This window comes from Lentzea rhizosphaerae, assembly GCF_042649515.1.
Lineage (GTDB): Bacteria > Actinomycetota > Actinomycetes > Mycobacteriales > Pseudonocardiaceae > Lentzea > Lentzea aerocolonigenes.
The window spans coordinates 283416-300586 of sequence record NZ_JBHRZI010000011.1; the positions used below are offsets into that span (position 1 = coordinate 283416).

11 protein-coding genes and 1 pseudogene are annotated in these 17171 nt (G+C 69.1%); 4 read left to right on the forward strand and 8 right to left on the reverse strand.

The window, feature by feature from the left end; genetic code table 11:
- Positions 1 to 107: 107 nt before the first annotated feature.
- A complete protein-coding gene (locus tag ACFOWZ_RS08675) occupies positions 108 to 1340 on the reverse strand; it encodes a class I SAM-dependent methyltransferase (protein WP_382370940.1) in 1233 nt (410 codons plus the stop codon).
- Positions 1341 to 2591 carry an FAD-binding oxidoreductase gene (locus ACFOWZ_RS08680; protein WP_382372610.1) on the reverse strand — a complete coding sequence of 417 codons (1251 nt, stop codon included), beginning with the start codon at positions 2589 to 2591 and terminating at the stop codon, positions 1341 to 1343.
- Positions 2592 to 2729: 138 nt separating this feature from the next.
- Here ACFOWZ_RS08680 and ACFOWZ_RS08685 point away from each other — a divergent pair, with 138 nt between their 5' ends.
- Both ACFOWZ_RS08685 and ACFOWZ_RS08690 read left to right on the forward strand, forming a co-directional pair.
- A complete protein-coding gene (locus tag ACFOWZ_RS08685) occupies positions 2730 to 5360 on the forward strand; it encodes an ATP-binding protein (protein ID WP_382370942.1) in 2631 nt (876 codons plus the stop codon).
- A 20-nt stretch (positions 5361 to 5380) separates the two neighbouring features.
- Positions 5381 to 6916 carry an acyl-CoA dehydrogenase family protein gene (locus ACFOWZ_RS08690; RefSeq protein WP_382370944.1) on the forward strand — a complete coding sequence of 512 codons (1536 nt, stop codon included), beginning with the start codon at positions 5381 to 5383 and terminating at the stop codon, positions 6914 to 6916.
- Positions 6917 to 6977: 61 nt separating this feature from the next.
- Here the strand turns inward: ACFOWZ_RS08690 and ACFOWZ_RS08695 are convergent, their stop codons facing one another.
- The 4 genes from ACFOWZ_RS08695 to ACFOWZ_RS08710 form a co-directional block, all read right to left on the reverse strand.
- Entirely contained in the window at positions 6978 to 8129 is a 1152-nt protein-coding gene (locus ACFOWZ_RS08695; protein WP_382370946.1) for an acyl-CoA dehydrogenase family protein, read from the reverse strand.
- A gap of 5 nt (positions 8130 to 8134) precedes the next feature.
- A complete protein-coding gene (locus tag ACFOWZ_RS08700) occupies positions 8135 to 10051 on the reverse strand; it encodes an acetyl/propionyl/methylcrotonyl-CoA carboxylase subunit alpha (RefSeq protein WP_382370948.1) in 1917 nt (638 codons plus the stop codon).
- A 2-nt stretch (positions 10052 to 10053) separates the two neighbouring features.
- Positions 10054 to 11643: a carboxyl transferase domain-containing protein gene (locus ACFOWZ_RS08705; RefSeq protein WP_382370950.1), complete on the reverse strand. Its 1590-nt coding sequence runs from the start codon at positions 11641 to 11643 to the stop codon at positions 10054 to 10056.
- A gap of 135 nt (positions 11644 to 11778) precedes the next feature.
- Positions 11779 to 12564, reverse strand: coding sequence for an SGNH/GDSL hydrolase family protein (locus ACFOWZ_RS08710; RefSeq protein WP_382370952.1), 786 nt, complete (start codon positions 12562 to 12564; stop codon positions 11779 to 11781).
- Between the two features lie 416 nt (positions 12565 to 12980).
- Here ACFOWZ_RS08710 and ACFOWZ_RS08715 point away from each other — a divergent pair, with 416 nt between their 5' ends.
- Positions 12981 to 13553: an SACE_7040 family transcriptional regulator gene (locus ACFOWZ_RS08715; protein WP_030467526.1), complete on the forward strand. Its 573-nt coding sequence runs from the start codon at positions 12981 to 12983 to the stop codon at positions 13551 to 13553.
- 269 nt (positions 13554 to 13822) lie between these two features.
- Positions 13823 to 14056: pseudogene (locus ACFOWZ_RS08720) on the forward strand (hypothetical protein); the annotation flags it as partial.
- A 1360-nt stretch (positions 14057 to 15416) separates the two neighbouring features.
- Here the strand turns inward: ACFOWZ_RS08720 and ACFOWZ_RS08725 are convergent.
- On the reverse strand, positions 15417 to 16439 hold the full coding sequence (locus ACFOWZ_RS08725) for an acyltransferase family protein (RefSeq protein WP_382370954.1): 1023 nt from the start codon (positions 16437 to 16439) through the stop codon (positions 15417 to 15419).
- Entirely contained in the window at positions 16436 to 17140 is a 705-nt protein-coding gene (locus tag ACFOWZ_RS08730) for an alpha/beta hydrolase (RefSeq protein ID WP_382370955.1), read from the reverse strand. Before ACFOWZ_RS08730 ends, ACFOWZ_RS08725 begins: the two co-directional genes overlap by 4 nt.
- Between the last annotated feature and the right edge of the window lie 31 nt (positions 17141 to 17171).

The window sequence follows — 17171 nt, forward strand, 5'->3', positions numbered from 1 at the left end:
CTACCTCATCGTACCGCCCGCTTTCGATCTGCCGAGCCGTGCCCTTTACATCTGCCGAAGATCACCCTTTCGATCTGCCGAAGATCACCTTTTAGGTTTGCCGACGTTCAGGACAGCCAGTCCGGCCTCAACGGCATGTGCGACCGAGTCCCGTCCAGCTTCACCCCGAGCACCTGGTGCAGCTGGATGTTGTTCCGGTCGAACCCCAGCCGCGACGCCGCCAGGTACAGCCGCCACACCCGTGCGCGAGCCTCCCCGACCTCCTCCACGGCCTCCTCCCAGTGGGCGTCGAGGTTGCGGCCCCACGCGGCCAGTGTGAGCGCGTAGTGCTCGCGGATGTTCTCCTCGTGCCGCACCTCGAACCCGGCGTCGTGCATCTGGGACACGATGTGCCCCGGCCCGACGAGCTCACCGTCCGGGAACACGTACCGGTTGATGAACGGGCCGGACAGCGCGCGTTCCTTGTTGTTCGGCCGGGTGATGCAGTGGTTGAGCAGCCGGCCGCCCGGCTTCAGCTTGCGGTACAGCGACGAGAAGTACGCCGGCAGCTGGGCCTTGCCGATGTGCTCGGTCAGGCCGATCGACGAGACCGCGTCGAAGCCGGTCTCCCGCACGTCGCGGTAGTCGAGGTGCCGCACCTCGGCGAGGTCGGACAGACCGGCCTCGACGATCGCCTTCTGCGCCCACTCGGCCTGGTTGCGGGACAACGTCACGCCGATCGCCCGCACGCCGTACTCGCGGGCCGCGTGCATGACCATGCCGCCCCAGCCGCAGCCGACGTCGAGCAGCTTCATGCCCGGACGAAGGCCCAGCTTGCGGGCGACCAGGTCGTGCTTCTCGAACTGGGCTTCCTCCAGTGTGGACTCGAGCGTCGGGTACACCGCGCAGGTGTAGGCCATCGACGGGCCGAGGATCCACTCGTAGAACTGGTTCGAGACGTCGTAGTGGTGCGCGATGGCCTGCTGGTCGCGGGCCTTCGAGTGACGCAGGCCGCGCAGGCGGGTCTCCTGCGGTGGCGGAGACACCTTGTGCGACAACCGGATTCGCCCGAGGAAGCGCAGCAGCTCCGCGCGTTGCAGCCACGGGAGTTCGCGCAACGAGAACTCGGAGAGCTGGGAGAGGCCGGCGTGCACGTCGCCGAGGATCTCCAGGTGACCGGTCACGTAGGCGCGGGCCAGGCCGAGTTCACCGGGCGCGGAGGCCAGGTAGGACAGGGCTTCCGGTGTCTTGATGTCGATCGACACCGCGGCTTCCGACGGCCCGGCGGTACTGCCGTCGTAGGCCTGGAAGCGAACGTCGTTGCCACCCGTGATGCGCTGGAAAATGGAGGCCAATCGCATTCATCGTCCCCTGACACACTTGGCGTACAGATCAGGCAAGCGGTTCGTCTGGTCGTACCGGCTCTTCACGGACCGGTAGTGCGAACCGTTGTAGTGCCGCCAGAACTCGTCCTCGGTGTAGTAGGAGTCCGAGTACAGCGACTTGTGACCGCCCAGCCGCGCCACCTCGCGCTCGATCAGCCGGTTGCGGTCACCCATCTTCTCCCCCGGCCGCACCGGGACCTCCGACCAGAACCCGACGTTCACGTACAACGTGTCCGCGTCCATCGGGTACAGCGGCCAGCCCGTGGTGTCGCGCAGGCGAACCGGGCAGAGCCACACCGGCGAGATGCCGATCTCGCGGTCGAAGAAGTCGAGGAAGTCGGCCAGTGCCGAGACCGGGATCTCGACGTCCTGGATCACCGGCTCGACGTCGGTGCGCGGCCTCAGCCGGCGGTGTTTGGCCACCAGCTTGCGGTACACGTCCGAACGCAGGTAGCGCTTGGGCCACAGGCGGCGCACCACCGGGTTCTGCGCCCCGAACGCCCGTGAGCACCAGAACCAGTCGGTGTCCCAGCGCCACAGGTAGTCGTGGATCGTCAGGTGGTCCGTCCGGCGTTTTTGGATGGACCGGTAGTAGATGTCGTTGCCGGTGTAGTCCGACGTGTACGGCGCGATGTCGACGTAGTGGCCCAACGTCAGGTACATCTCGCCGCGGGAGAACACCGTGCCGTCGACGAAGTCCGCCGAACCGTCCGAGCAGACCTCCTCGATGACGGCGGCGCACTCGGCGAACGAGCCGAACGGCACGTGCCGCAGCCGGACGTACTGGCGCACCGGCTCCAGCTCGATCTCCAGCCGCAGCGCGTACCCCAGCGTCCCGTAGGAGTTGGGGAACGCGCGGAACAGGTCGTCGTCCGGTTTGGCCACCACGACCTCGCCGTCCCCGGTGAGGATCTCCAGCTCCCGCACGGACTCGTGCGGCAGGCCGTTGCGGAAGGAGGTGGACTCGATGCCGAGACCCGCCACCGCCCCGCCGATCGTGATGGTCTTGAGCTGCGGCACGACGAGCGGCATCAGGCCGTGGCGCAGTGTCGCGGCAACGAGATTCTCGTAGGTGGTCATGCCTTGCACCTGTGCGGTGCGTCCGACCGGGTCCACCGCCAGCACCCGGTCGAACCTGCCGACGTCCAACCCGCCCGACTGCTCGGCGCGGAACCGGAAGAGGTTCGACGTCTTCTTAGCGAGCCGCACTGGCGCACCTTCGCGCATCGCGGCGTACTGCGCGGTCAACGCAGCAACGGCCGTGCTGTGCCCATGGTCACTCACCAGAACGACGTTATTCCTCGTCAGCGCCGTTGGCACCCCCAAATCCCGAATGGGCCAGCGATCTTCCTGTTGAATCACTCTGTGCGCATACGGCTCCTCGGAAGTCTCGCCGTCTCGGGTGTCTCGTTGACGGAACGTCAGCGGTGCCTGCTGGCCGCGTTGCTGCTCGAACCGGGACGAGCCGTGCCGATGTCCCGGCTGCTGGCCGCGACCTGGGGAGACGAGCCACCGTCGAACCCGGACAAGGCGCTGCGCAACCAGATGCACCGGCTGCGCAGGGCGCTGGAACCCGTGCCGGAACTCGCGATCGTCACGGTCGGGCAGACCTACCTGGCCGAAATCGACCCGGACTTGGTTGATTTGCACCATTTCCGGCGCCTGGTCGCGAAGGCGCGCACGCTCGCGAACCCCGCGCTGCTGCGGTCGGCCTTGGACCTGTGGCAGGACGAGGCGTTGCGCGATCTGCCGCAACGACGTTGGTGGGCAGGCGTCCGCGAGGCGCTCGCGTTCGAACGGCGCGCGGTGCAGGAAGAGCTCGACCACTCCGACGACTCACCCGCGGCACCGGAGCGCGTGCCGCGTCAGCTCCCGGCGGCACCGGGCGGGTTCGCCGGCCGGGAACCCGAGCTGCGTGAGCTGGCCGACCGGTCAGGGGTCGTGCTGATCACCGCCATCGACGGCACCGCCGGCGTCGGGAAGACCTCGCTGGCGCTGCAGTTCGCGCACAGCGAGTCGGACCGGTTTCCGGACGGTCACCTGTACGTGAACCTGCGCGGCTTCGACCCGCAGGACCAGCCGCTGCGACCGGCCGACGTGCTCACCCAGTTCCTGCGCGCGCTCGGGGTGCGCGCGTACCAGGTACCCATCAGCGAGAACGAGCAGGCCGAGCTGTACCGCACGTTGATGGCCGGCCGCCGGATGCTGGTGCTGCTCGACAACGCCGCCGACGCCGCCCAGGTGCGGCCGTTGCTGCCGGGCGGCGCCTCGACGTGCCTCATCACCAGCCGCAACCGGCTCAGCGGGGTGGACGCGAGCCCGCTGTTCCTCGACGTGCTCAGCGAGGACGAGGCCGTCGCGGTGGTGCGCGGCCTGCTCGGCCAGGACGTCGACGTGGCGGCGGCGCGGGAGCTCGCGCGGCTCTGCGGGTACCTGCCGCTCGCGTTGCGGATCGCGGCGGCCAACGCCGGCGCGTTCCTCTCCGACACCGTGGCCGAGCTGCGCGAGCAGAACCGGTTGGCGGCGCTCGAGATCCACGACGACGAGCAGGTCGCGGTGCGGGCCGCGTTCGACCTCTCGTACCTGGCGCTGGACGAGGCGCACCGGCGGTTGTTCCGGCGGCTCGGGCTGCTCGCCGGCGTCGACTTCACCGCCGAGTCCGCCGCCCCGCTGGCGGGTGACGCGTCGCTCGACACCCTGCTCGCGGCGAACCTCGTCGAGCAGCACATCCCCGGCCGCTACCGCCTGCACGACCTGCTGCGGCTCTACGCGCACGAGCGGGCGCAGAGCGACGAGCAGGCCGAGGATCTCGACCAGGCTCTCGACCGGTACCACGGCTGGTACCTCGACGCCGCGCACACGGCGGCGCGGCAGCTGACCAGCGAGTTCCGGCACCTGGAGGAGGGCACCGAGATCACCCTGCCCACCAGCGGACGGGCGTGGCTCGAGGCGGAACGGGCGAACCTCGTCGCCCTCGCCACCAACGCTCCGCCCCAGCTGCGGTGGCTCTACGCGGACCGGCTGCACGGGTTCCTCCGCCTGAGCAGGTACGCGGCCGACCTGTTCACGGTCAGCACCGCCGCGCTCGATGCCGCCGAGGCAGCCGGGGACGACCGCGGTCGGCTCGCCGCGTTGCACGCGCTGTCCAGCGGGTACGCGAACTCGGGCAGGCTCCGGCAGGCCGTGGAGATCGCCGAACAGGCGCTCGACCTCGCCTGGCCGCGGGCACGGGTTCGGCTGTTGTCCGCGCTGAGCAACCTGTGGCGGGAGATCGGTGACGTCGGCCGTTCGCTCGAGTACTGCAGAGCAGCTGTGGACCTCGCCACCGAGCTCGGGCAGAAAGACCTGCTGCACGCGCTGTACGCCGCCTTCGGGGCCGGCTGCTGGCTGCAGGGCGAGCTGGAGACGTCCGCGCAGTACTTCGAGCTGGCCATCCAGAGGGCCACCGAGCTGGGGCTGGAGGACAGGGCCGGGGTCTACCTGTCGTCGTACGGGCTCACGCTCCGCGACCTCGGCAGGGTCGACGAGGCGATCGACTGCTCGACCAGGGCCATCGTCGTGCTGCGCCAGCACGCCGGCCGCGCCCTGCTCTCGCACGCGCTGGACGACCTCGCGTGGGCCTGCGGGGACGCCGGCCGGTACGAGGAGGCGCTGCGGCACGGCACCGAGGCGCTGGAGATCGCGAAGGAGATCGACGACCCCGCCGCAGAGGCGGACGCGTGCAGCACGCTCGGGGCCGCGTTGCGCAGCCTCGGCCGTGACGACGAGGCCCGGGAGCACCTGACCAGGGCGGTCGCGCTCGCCCGCAGCGTGGGGTACGCGCACGCCGAGGCGGCCGCGTTGATCACCATGCGGACCGTCGCGGACGTCCAGCTGGGCCTCACCATCGCCCGGACCAGCGGTTTCAAGCTGCTCGAACGACGGGCGCTCGCCGTGCTGGCCGAGATCCACCCCGACCGCGAGTTCTACGCCCGCGAGGCTGCCCAAAGTTACTGATGAGTAGTAGCGTGCGAGGCATGGCTACGCACGAGGTGACCAACCAGGTGCCGCCGTTGAGCGGTCACGACGTCGCGGACGATCCTGCGCTGCTCACCTGGGTCGATGACGCCGAACTGCACTCGCTGGGCAGGCTCGCGGGCAGTGAGGAGTGGCAGGAGCGCGGCCGCCTCGCGAACACGTACCCGCCGGTCCTGCACACGCACGACCGGTACGGCAACCGGATCGACGAGGTCGAGTTCCACCCCGCCTGGCACGACCTGATGAACGTAGCCGTATCGCACGGACTGCACGCCTATGTGGACGGTGGCCATCTGGAGCGTGCCGCCAAGTTCTACGTGTGGTCCCAGGTCGAGGCCGGACACGGTTGCCCGATCTCGATGACCTACGCGGCCGTGCCCGCTTTGCGCGTGGCGCCTGACCTGGCTGCGATCTACGAACCGCTGCTCACCGCGCGGAACTACGACTTCGGCCTGCGCGCGCCGCTGTCCAAACAGGGCCTGATCGCCGGTATGTCCATGACCGAGAAGCAGGGCGGGTCGGACGTCCGCGCGAACACCACGGTCGCCAGGCCCGTCCAGGACGGGTACGTGCTGACCGGGCACAAGTGGTTCACGTCGGCGCCGATGTCGGACGTGTTCCTGACTCTCGCGCAGGCGCCCGGCGGGCTGACCTGCTTCCTGGTGCCGAGGGTGCTGTCGGACGGCACACGCAACAGGTTCTTCCTCCAGCGGCTCAAGGACAAGCTGGGCAACAAGTCCAACGCGTCCGCCGAGATCGAGTACGACGAGGCGTTCGCGCTGAGGGTGGGCGATGAGGGCCGCGGCGTGCGGACGATCATCGAGATGGTCAACACGACCCGTCTCGACTGCGTTCTCGGCTCTGCGGCCGGGATGCGGGCGGGGCTGAGGCAGGCGGCGCACCACGCTGCCCACCGCAAGGCGTTCGGGAAGTACCTGATCGACCAGCCGGCCATGCGGAACGTGCTGGCGGACCTGGCTGTCGAATCCGAGGCCGCGACCACGGCCGCGATGTGGCTCGCGCGGCACCGGCCGCGGCTCGGGCTCGCGGTCACCAAGTACTGGGTCTGCAAGCGCGGCCCGGTGCACGCCGCGGAGGCGTTGGAGTGCCTGGGCGGCAACGGTTACATCGAGGACAGCGGGATGCCGCGACTGTTCCGCGAGTCGCCGCTGATGTCGATCTGGGAGGGCTCCGGCAACGTCGCCGCGCTGGACGTCCTGCGCGCGATGAAGAAGGAACCCGAGTCGGTGCAGGAGTTCCTCGGCGTGGTCAGCGGCGTCGACCCGCGGATCGACAGGGCGCTGAACGAGCTCGGCACCGCGCTGTCCGATGTGGACGAGTCGCAGGCCCGCCGGGTGGTCGAGAAGATGGCGCTGATCCTGCAGAGCGCCCTGCTGGTCAAGCACGGGCACCCTGCGGTCGCGGACGCGTTCGTCAGCTCGCGGCTAGGCGGAGACTGGGGAGTGGCTTTTGGCACGCTCCCCAAGTCCACCGACTTCGCCGCGATCATCGATCGGGCGGTACCGAAGCTCTAATTCTCGATGAACGGCGCTTTTGTCCACCTCAGGTGAACGAAAGCGCCGTTCATCGAGAGCGTTAGAGGCCGAGCTCGCGCGAGATCAGCATCTTCTGCACCTCGGAGGTGCCCTCGCCGATCTCCAGGATCTTGGCGTCCCGGTAGAACCGGCCGACCGGGTACTCGTTCATGAACCCGTACCCGCCGAAGATCTGCGTGGCGTCACGGGCGTTGTCCATCGCCGCCTCGGACGACACGAGCTTCGCGATGGCCGCCTGCTTCTTGAACGGCTCGCCGCGCAGCATCCGGGACGCGGCCTCGTAGTAGGCCAGCCGTGCGGTGTGCACGCGGGCCTCCATCTCGGCGATCTTGAACTGGATCGCCTGGTACGTCCCGATCTTCGCGCCGAACGTCTCGCGCTCGTGGGCGTAGCGCACCGACTCGTCCACGCAGCCCTGGGCGAGACCGACCGACAGAGCCGCGATGGCGACACGGCCCTCGTCCAGCGTGCGCAGGAACTGGGCGAAGCCGCGGCCGCGCTCACCGAGCAGGTTCGCGGCGGGCACGCGGCAGTCCTGGAAGGACAGTTCACGCGTGTCCGAGGCGCACCAGCCGACCTTGGAGTACTTCTTCGACACCGTGAAGCCCGGCGTGCCGGACGGGACGATGATCGACGAGATCTCCTTGCGGCCGTCGGGCAGCGTGCCCGTCACGGCGGCCACGGTCACCAGGCCGGTGATGTCCGTGCCGGAGTTCGTGATGAACGCCTTGGTGCCGTTGATGACCCACTCGTCGCCCTCAAGACGGGCCGTGGTGGCCAAGGCACCCGCGTCCGAACCGCTGCCCGGCTCGGTCAGGCCGAACGCGCCGAGCTTCTGGCCGGACGTGAGCGACGGCAGCCACTCGGCCTTCTGCTCGTCGGTGCCGAAGCGGTAGATCGGCATGGCGCCCAGCGAGGTGGCGGCCTCGACGGTGATCGCGACCGACGAGTCGACGCGCGCGAGCTCCTCCAGCGTCAGGCACAGCGCGAAGTAGTCGCCGCCCATGCCGCCGTGCTCCTCGGGGAACGGCAGGCCGAGCAGGCCCATCGCGCCCATCTTCGCCACGATCGGGTAAGGGAACTCACAGCGCTCGTAGTAGTCGCCGATGACCGGGGCCACCTCGTCGCGAGCGAACTCCTCGACGGTCTTGCGCAGGTCCTCGTACTCGCTCGGGAGTCTGAAGTCCAACATCGGTGTCACTCCTCGTGAGAGACGACGAGAGCCAGCACCTGGTCGAGTGCGACCTGCTGGCCTGCTTGCACGTTCACTTCGGCGAGCACGCCGTCGACCGGTGCGGTCACGGTGTGCTCCATCTTCATGGCCTCGACCACGAACAACGCTTGACCCGCGGTGACCTCGTCACCGGCGGAAGCCCGCACCACCAGCACGGTTCCGGGCATCGGGGACTTCACCGGACCACCCGACGCGGCCGCACCAGCCCCGGACGCGCCGACCAGGAACTCGGCCTCGACCAACGCCCAGGAGGCGCCGTCGTGGCCCAGCCACAGCACGTCGCCGTCGCGGGCGATCGAGTACCGGCGCGAGCCGACGAGCAGGTCCGAACCTTCGCGGCGGGCCCGCGCGCGAACCGGTTCTCCAGCGCCCACAGCGACTTCATCGCCACGCACGCGCACGTCGACGTCGTTGATCCGCCAGGTCGTCCACGCGTGCTCACCGACGCGCCACCCGGACAGCTGGTCCCACGGGTCGTCACCACGCGGCTCCAACGACCGTTCCAGACCGGCCGCCACGTACACGTCGTCCGGGATCTCCGCCGACGTCAACGAGTCCAGCTTCCGCTCCACCAGACCGGTGTCGAGCGCGCCGGAACGGACGTCGGGATCGCGCAACAACGCCCGCAGGAACGGAATGTTCGTCGTGACGCCGAGCAGCACCATCTGACCGAGCGCGTGGTCCAGCCGCCGCAACGCTTCCTCGCGGGTACGGCCGTGTGCGATCACCTTGGCGAGCATCGGGTCGTAGTCCGATCCGACGACAAGTCCCTCGTACAGACCGGAATCGACGCGCACGTCCGCCGGCTCGCGCAACGCCAGCACCCGGCCACCCGTCGGCAGGAAGCCGCGCGCCGGGTCCTCGGCGTAGACGCGCGCCTCGACCGAGTGCCCCTGCAACGAGACGTCGAGGTCCAGCACTTCACCCGAGGCGACCCGGAGCTGCCACTCGACCAGGTCGATGCCCGTGACCTCCTCGGTCACCGGGTGCTCGACCTGCAGCCGGGTGTTCATCTCCATGAAGAAGTAGTCGCCGGTCTGTCCGTCCACGATGAACTCGACGGTGCCCGCGCCGACGTAGCCGCAGGACTTGGCCGCGTCGACGGCCGCGGCGCCCATCGCCTCGCGCATCTCGGAAGTCAGGAACGGCGACGGCGCCTCTTCGATGATCTTCTGGTGCCGCCGCTGGAGGCTGCACTCGCGCTCACCGAGGTGGATCACGTTGCCGTGCGAGTCCGCCAGCACCTGGATCTCGATGTGCCGCGGGTTCGTGATGAACCGCTCGATCAGCAGCGTGTCGTCACCGAACGAGCCGCGCGCCTCGCGTCGTGCGGACTCGATCGCCTCGCGCAGCGCCGATTCCTCGTGCACGAGCCGCATGCCCTTGCCGCCGCCGCCCGCGGAAGGCTTGAGCAGCACCGGAAAACCGATCTCCAGGGCAGCGTCGACGATCTCGTCGTCCGACATGCCTTCCTTGGTGCGCCCGGGAACCACGGGCACTCCGGCGGCCGACACCGTGAGCTTCGCGCGGATCTTGTCGCCCATCGCGTCGATCGCCGAGGCAGGCGGTCCGACGAAGACGACACCGGCGTCGGCACAAGCGGCCGCGAACGCCGTGTTCTCGGCCAGGAAGCCGTAGCCGGGGTGAATCGCCTGCGCGCCAGTGGAAAGGGCGGCCTGGACGATCTTCTCGATCGAGAGGTAGGACTCGCGGGCAGCCGCGGGCCCGATCCGCACGGCCTCGTCGGCCAGCCGGACGTGCAACGCATCGGCGTCCGCGTCGGAGTACACGGCGACGGAACGGATCCCGAGCGACCGCAACGCGCGGATCACCCTGACCGCGATCTCCCCGCGGTTCGCCACCAGAACGCTGTCGAACATGATCACATCCGGAAGACGCCGTAGGAAACATCGTCGATGGGGGCGTTCGCCGCGGAGGACAACGCCAGCCCGAGCACCATGCGGGTGTCGCGCGGGTCGATCACGCCGTCGTCCCACAGCCGCGCGGTCGAGTAGTACGGGTTGCCCTGGTCCTCGTACTGCTGGCGGATCGGCGCCTTGAACGCCTCCTCGTCCTCCGCGGACCACTCGTCACCGAGCTGGTCGCGGCGAACCGTGGCGAGCACCGAAGCCGCCTGCTCGCCGCCCATCACGGAGATGCGCGCGTTCGGCCACATCCACAGGAACCGCGGCGAGTACGCCCTGCCGCACATCGAGTAGTTGCCGGCACCGAACGAGCCACCGATGATCACGGTGAACTTCGGAACGCGCGCGCAGGCCACCGCGGTCACCATCTTGGCGCCGTGCTTGGCGATGCCGCCCGCCTCGTACTCGCGGCCGACCATGAACCCGGTGATGTTCTGCAGGAACACCAGAGGGATGGACCGCTTGTCGCACAGCTGGATGAAGTGCGCGCCCTTCACCGCCGACTCGCCGAACAGGATGCCGTTGTTGGCGACGATCCCGACCGGGTGCCCGTGGATGCGCGCGAAGCCCGTCACGAGGGTCGCGCCGTACTCCTTCTTGAACTCCTGGAACTTCGAGCCGTCGACGATCCGCGCGATCACCTCGCGCACGTCGTAGGGCGTCCGGGAGTCCGTCGGCACGACACCGTAGAGATCGTCGGTGACGGCCGGAGCCTCGACCGGTTCGACGTTCCACGGGCGCTGAACGCGCGGCCCGAGCGTCGAGACGATCGAGCGGACCATCCTGAGCGCGTGCGCGTCGTTCTCCGCCAGGTGGTCGGTGACGCCGGACGTCCGCGAGTGCAGGTCGCCGCCACCGAGGTCCTCGGCGCTGACGACTTCACCGGTCGCGGCCTTCACCAGCGGCGGGCCACCGAGGAAGATCGTGCCCTGGTTCCGGACGATGATCGCCTCGTCGCTCATCGCCGGCACGTACGCGCCACCGGCGGTGCAGGAACCGAGCACGGCGGCGATCTGCGGGATCCCGCGCGCCGACATCGTGGCCTGGTTGTAGAAGATCCGGCCGAAGTGCTCGCGGTCGGGGAACACGTCGTCCTGCTTGGGCAGGAACGCGCCGCCGGAGTCGACCAGGTAGATGCACGGCAGGTTGTTCTGCAACGCGACTTCTTGCGCACGCAGGTGCTTCTTGACCGTGATCGGGTAGTAGGTACCGCCCTTGACCGTGGCGTCGTTCGCGACGATCACGCACTCACGGCCGGAGACGCGCCCAACGCCGGTGATGATGCCCGCGGCCGGTGCCTCGTCGCCGTACATGCCGTTCGCGGCCAGCGGCGACAGCTCCAGGAACGGCGAGCCGGGGTCGACCAGCGTGTCCACGCGCTCGCGCGGCAGCAGCTTGCCGCGGTCGACGTGACGCTGACGTGCCTTCTCCGGGCCACCGAGTGCGGCGGTGGCGAGCTTGCCGCGCAGCTCGTCGACGAGCGCGGTGTGCTCCTTGGCGTAGCGGTCCGACGGCTCGGCGGCGCTGCGCAGGACAGGTGCGTCCATGCTCCCCAGACCTCAGGTTAGCGGGCGTTAACTTCCTCATGTTAGCGCCCGCTAACCTACCGGTCCACAGGAACGGCTCGAGAGTCACCGGAACGCAGGTCACAGCCGCTTTCAGGCACTCTCACGTTCCGGAATCTAGCCGATGACCGCCCGCAATGCGGGCAGGTAGCCGTTCGCCTGACCGGCCCGGTTCGGGTGGTACGACTCCTCGACGGGCCAGCTCAGACTGTTCAGCCACCAGCTCGACGAGCAGATCTCGTGCCCGGTGAACGCCCCGCGCACGTCGACGTAGGTGAACCCGGCCGCCCCGGCCCGCGCGCTGATCGTGGTGTGCAGCGCGTCGGACCCGGAGTTGATCGCGGCCCGCTTGGTGTCGCTCAGCCCGACGTTGCACGAGCCCGGCACCTTGTACAGGCGCGGGTAGCCGAGCACGACGACGCGCGCCGACGGAGACTTGGACCTGATGGTGCCGTAGACGTTGTTGAGCAGGCCGGGAAGCGTGTTCGCGATGTAGGTCTTCGCCTGGTTCACCCGGTTGACGCAGTCCTGGTCCGACCCGAACGTGCAGGTGGTGATCACGTCGGTGAAGCCGGCGTCGTTGCCCCCGACCTGCACCGTGACGAGGTTCGTGCTGGTCGTGACCGCTGCCGCCTGGTTGATCACGTCACCCGTCCGCGCACCGGAACAGGCCACCGACTTGAAGCTCGCGGGCGCTGTCGCCGCAGCCCACAGGGCCGGGTAGGCGTACGGGCCGCGCTTGCAGCTGCCGCTCGTCCCGTCGTACGTGCCGGTGCCCAGCCCGGACGAGTACGAGTCGCCGAGCGCGACGTAGTTGACAGGGGCCGCGCTGGCGGGATTGGCGAGCGCGATGACGGCCGCAGCGGCGGTGACCACTGAGGCGATGAAGTGAGCAGGACGCATCGAAGACTCCCGAAGGGGCCGCAGGGGTGATGCATTGCACGCCAATGGTTACTCACGAGTAAGACCCGTGTGAAGTATTCGTGAAGAGTCAACAATTGGGGCTTGTACCTGCGGAGATTCCACCCATCGGACGACCGGACCACTCTGTTGCCGAGTGCACGCGGGGAGCTTTCGTTCACTCTGAGCACACGAAAGGGCCCCGCGTGCCGTCCGGCAAGAGCGGCGGGGAGTACGCGGGGAGCTTTCGTACTCTCCTGGCGCACGAAAGGCCCCCACGTGCCGTCCAGCAAGCCGACTGGGGAGTACGCGGGGAGCTTTCGTACTCTTGGAGAGGACGGAAGGGCCCCGCGTGTGGCCCAGCCGGGTGAGGGATTTGTCGGGGCGGACGGCAGGTAAACGGCTGCTAACCTCCTCCCGTGGCCGAGAAACCCTCACGTCGGGACCAGATCCTCAACGCCGCGGCCGAGCTCTTCGCCCGGCACGGCTTCCACGGCGTGGGCATCGACGACATCGGTGCGGCCGTCGGCATCTCCGGTCCCGCCCTCTACCGGCACTTCCGCAGCAAGGACGCGATGCTCGGCGAGATGCTGACGTCGATCTCCGAGCGACTGCTGGACGGCGGCCAAGCGCGGGTGGACGCGGCGTCGAACGCCGACGAGGCGTTGCAGGCCCTGATCGGCTGGCACGTGGACTTCGCGCTGGACGACCCCGCGCTGATCACCGTGCAGATGCGCAACCTCGCCAACCTCACCGACCCCGACCGCCGGCGGGTGCGCGCGTTACAACGCCGCTACGTCGAGGTGTGGGTCGAGACGATCCGGCGGACCGTGCCGGACTTCGACGAACCGACGGCGCGGGCGGCGGCGCACGCGGTGTTCGGGTTGATCAACTCCACGCCGCACAGCGCGCACCTCGACCGCGATCAGATGGCCTCTCTGCTGGCGAGGATGGCACTCGCTTCGCTCACTCCGGCGGTCGTGACCTCCTGAACTGGCGATCAGCCGAGACCCTTCCGTAACCTGACGCGACGATGGGCGCGCGCAAACTCCTCCTCCGGCTCCCGGCCTGGTTCCGGTTCACGGTGATCACGCTCGCGGTGTTCGTGTGCGGGGTGATCGCCTCCCGCCCCGCGAACGGCGACAGCGGGGTGCCACCGAGCGGTGACGTGGTCGCCGCCGCCAACGCCGTGAACGCGTTCGTGGCGCCGTCGGCGACCCACGACCCGAAGCTCAACCTGCCGTCGGACTTCGCCCAGGAGATGGGGCGCGACCCGAAGACCGTCACGGCCCCGGACGGAACGCTGCGGCTCGTCGACGCCTCCGGTGGCTGCTCGGGGCCCGCAGGTGACACCGAGTGGGACTTCAGCACCGGGTGCCGCGCGCACGACCTGGGCTACGACCTGCTGCGCTACGCCGAAGCCAAGGGCCACCCGCTCGGCATGGACGCGCGCAGGGCTCTCGACGACAGGCTCGCCGAAGATCTGCACACGCAGTGCCGGCTGAACCCGCGCGGCGCCGAGCAGACCTGTCACGCGGTCGCGGAGACCTACGCGCTCGGGCTGAAGTTCAACTCGTGGCGGCAGCGGTGGGGGCCTCCGGGCCACGAGCCGGTGGTGGCGTGGGCGTTCGGCAGCGCGGTCGTCGTGTTCCTCCTGCTGGCGCGCCTGCACGGGCGGCGCCGCGACGAGGACACCGCCAACTCTCTTCCCCTGGTGCTGGAGCACGCCGAGCAGGACCGGTACGCGACCTTCCTGCGGCTCTTCAGCCTGGCGCTGCTGGTCCTCGGCGAGACCGTGGCGATGCTGGCGCACCTGCGCGGCTTCGGCACGTCGTGGCTGTGGGCGTTGCAGGCGGTGCCGTTGTTCTTCTTCGCGGGCGGGCACGCGAACCTGCGCAGCTGGCAGGCGCACCAGGGCGGCTTCGGCTGCTGGGTGTCCAGCCGCACGTCGTGGCTGCTGCGGCCGGTACTCGCGTTCGTGCTGCTGTGGGTGGTGCTCTTTGCGGCGTTGAACCTGCTCGACGTCAAGGTCGACGCGTACAGCCGGCTCATCACGCATCCGTTGTGGTTCCTCGGGGTCTACCTGCTCGCGGTCGCGGCGACCCCCGCCGCCGCGTGGCTGCACGAGCACTTCCGCCGCACCACGCCGTTCGTGCTGATGCTGGTGACGCTCGCGGTCGAGGTCGCACGCACGTCGACGGACTGGAGGACCGGTGGGTACGCGAACCTGATCGTCGGCGCGTTGCTGATGCAGCAGCTCGGGTTCTTCTACGCCGACGGCACGCTGACCGCGGTACCGCGCCGGGTGCTGGCGGCGCTGGGCGCGATCACGTTGCCGGCGCTGGTGTTCTTCAGCGAGTACCCCCGCTCGATGATGGTGCTGGGGGTCGCGCAGGTGTGCCTGGCGCTGTTGGCGCGCGACCGGGTCACCTCGTGGCTGGGCGGCCGGTGGTGGCACGTCGTGAACTTCGCGCGCCGGGCCCCGATGACGGTGTACCTGGCGTACCTGGCCGGGGTGGGCGCGCTCGTCGGGTTGCTCGGGCTCACGCAGGCGCCGATCTGGCTCGTGCTGGGCCTGATCCCGTTGATCCTGCTGTTCCACCGGTTCGAGCGACGCCTGATCAGGTCCTCGAAACTCGCGCACGAGTCGCACCGGACGAGGCTCGCCACGGGCGCGGGCGTGGCGTTCGGGACGCTGGGCGTGCTCGGGTTCGTGGTGAGCGGGTTCCTCGGGGACGGGGTGCTGGTGCTGCTGCCGGTGGACCCGCTGCAGAACGTCATCCACCTGTTGCTCGGCTGGTACCTGATCCACACCGCCCGCACCGGCAGCTGCGACACGCGGTTGCCGTGGCTGCTCACGGCGCTGGCATGTGTACCGCCGATGCTGGCGCTGCAGCCTCCGCCGTCGGTGGTGGTGCTGCACGCCGTGGCGATCGGCCTCGCAGTGCTCGCAGCCATCCCCAGGTCACGGCCGCGCACACCGGCAGCCACAGCACTCGTTGCCACACCCAGCCCGGATGATCTGGTGGCTGCTGGAGCCCCGGCAGCGGCCCCCACGCGCTGAGCGCCAGCGTCACGGTGATCAGCGCGCTCTGGTGCGCGAGGAAGATCCCCAGCGCTCGCTTGTTCAGCCACGCCACGGATTTCGTCGTACCGAGCCTGGTCAGCGCCGGCGCTATCGTGAGCACCAGGCCGATCTGGGCGAACGCCAGCGCGAGCGTCGCGTAGTTCGGCGGGTTCAGGTTCGAGACGGTCGCGCCGGGGATGCCGACCGCCGAGACCGGATACCCGCCGAACGTCGTCAGCAACGCGTACCCGAGCACACCGAGCACCAGCAGCGGCGGACCGGGAATCTTCCTGCGCGCCATCGCGTACCCGAGCTGCCAGGCCGCCCACCACACCGCGTACGGCAGCACCAGCACCAGCGCGACCGGGACGAGCACACCCCACGAGTACTCGTCCAGCTTGCGCACCAACGGTTTCATTCCCAGCAGCACCAGGTAGACAGCCAGGAACCACAACGGCGTCGTCACCAGGAACCCGATGTTCCACGCGGTGTCCTGGTCGACCCCGCGCAGGACCAGTCCGAAGAGGACAGCCGTCCACGCTCCCAGCATCAGCAACGTCGGCACGGCCAGTTGCTTCAGCCTGACGAGGAACGGCGTCTTCGAGTGTGCGGCCGCATAACCGCCCACGAAGAAGAACAGTCCGAGCGTTTGCAGAACCCACGACACGGGCGTGAGTGCGGCCATGTGTTTCAACGGGCTGTCGATGACCATGCCGGTGGGTGTGTCGACAAGTGACGTGACGAGCCAATGCCCCAGCACGACCGTGACGACTGCGATCGCTCGCACGGCGTCAACGAACGGATTCCTCACTGCTTCTCCCCCAAAGCAATCCGGACGAGCGCGTTCAACGTCTCGGTGCCCGGCTCGTAGTAGGTGTCGTGCTTGCCGCCGTCGAACCGCAACACCGTGGCACCGAAGGATTCCGACGCGGGATCCGTGCCGTGGCCGAGGTCGAGGAGCCGGACGTTGGGCACGAACCGCATCCAGTCCCCGGCCGACCGCAGAGCCCAGACCTTCGCCGAAGTGCCCAGCTCAGCCGCGGAGTTCGCCCGCACACCAGGACTTCCGGTGAACACGATGTCGTCGACGTTCAGCTCGTGCGCCGCGAGCCCGACCACGACCGAACCGTAGCTGTGGCCGAAGACGTGGATGCGCGCGTTGGTGTGCAACGCCCGCACGAACTCCACAAGCGAGGTGGCGCCCTGGCGTGCGAGAGAACCGGTCACGGCGTCCACGCCAAGTCCTTGCGGCGTCCGGTAACCGAGCCACGCGATCACCGCGAGGTCGTCGCGGTGCGCCTGCTCGTACAGGTTCGTCGCCATCCGCCCGACGGTCCGGTCGAACCGGTCCACGTCCACGTCGGAGCCAGGAACGACGACCACGACGTCGCGGGCAGTGGCCAGGTCACCGACGATCGCGACCCTGCGGGCGACGTCGCCACGCCACTGCGCGATCGACGGCGCCACCGCGGGAACGGCGATCAGCAGGAGGAACAGGACGGCTCGGCGCATGAGCCGAAGCTAGGAAGACGACGGCCCCGTG

What these genes read in the sequence shown, in the direction of transcription:
- ACFOWZ_RS08675 (WP_382370940.1), bottom strand. Translation starts at nt 1,340, where the DNA reads ATGCGATTGGCCTCCATTTTCCAGCGCATCACGGGTGGCAACGACGTT.
- ACFOWZ_RS08680 (WP_382372610.1), bottom strand. Translation starts at nt 2,591, where the DNA reads ATGCGCGAAGGTGCGCCAGTGCGGCTCGCTAAGAAGACGTCGAACCTC.
- ACFOWZ_RS08690 (WP_382370944.1), top strand. Translation starts at nt 5,381, where the DNA reads ATGGCTACGCACGAGGTGACCAACCAGGTGCCGCCGTTGAGCGGTCAC.
- ACFOWZ_RS08695 (WP_382370946.1), bottom strand. Translation starts at nt 8,129, where the DNA reads ATGTTGGACTTCAGACTCCCGAGCGAGTACGAGGACCTGCGCAAGACC.
- ACFOWZ_RS08700 (WP_382370948.1), bottom strand. Translation starts at nt 10,051, where the DNA reads ATGTTCGACAGCGTTCTGGTGGCGAACCGCGGGGAGATCGCGGTCAGG.
- ACFOWZ_RS08705 (WP_382370950.1), bottom strand. Translation starts at nt 11,643, where the DNA reads ATGGACGCACCTGTCCTGCGCAGCGCCGCCGAGCCGTCGGACCGCTAC.
- ACFOWZ_RS08710 (WP_382370952.1), bottom strand. Translation starts at nt 12,564, where the DNA reads ATGCGTCCTGCTCACTTCATCGCCTCAGTGGTCACCGCCGCTGCGGCC.
- ACFOWZ_RS08730 (WP_382370955.1), bottom strand. Translation starts at nt 17,140, where the DNA reads ATGCGCCGAGCCGTCCTGTTCCTCCTGCTGATCGCCGTTCCCGCGGTG.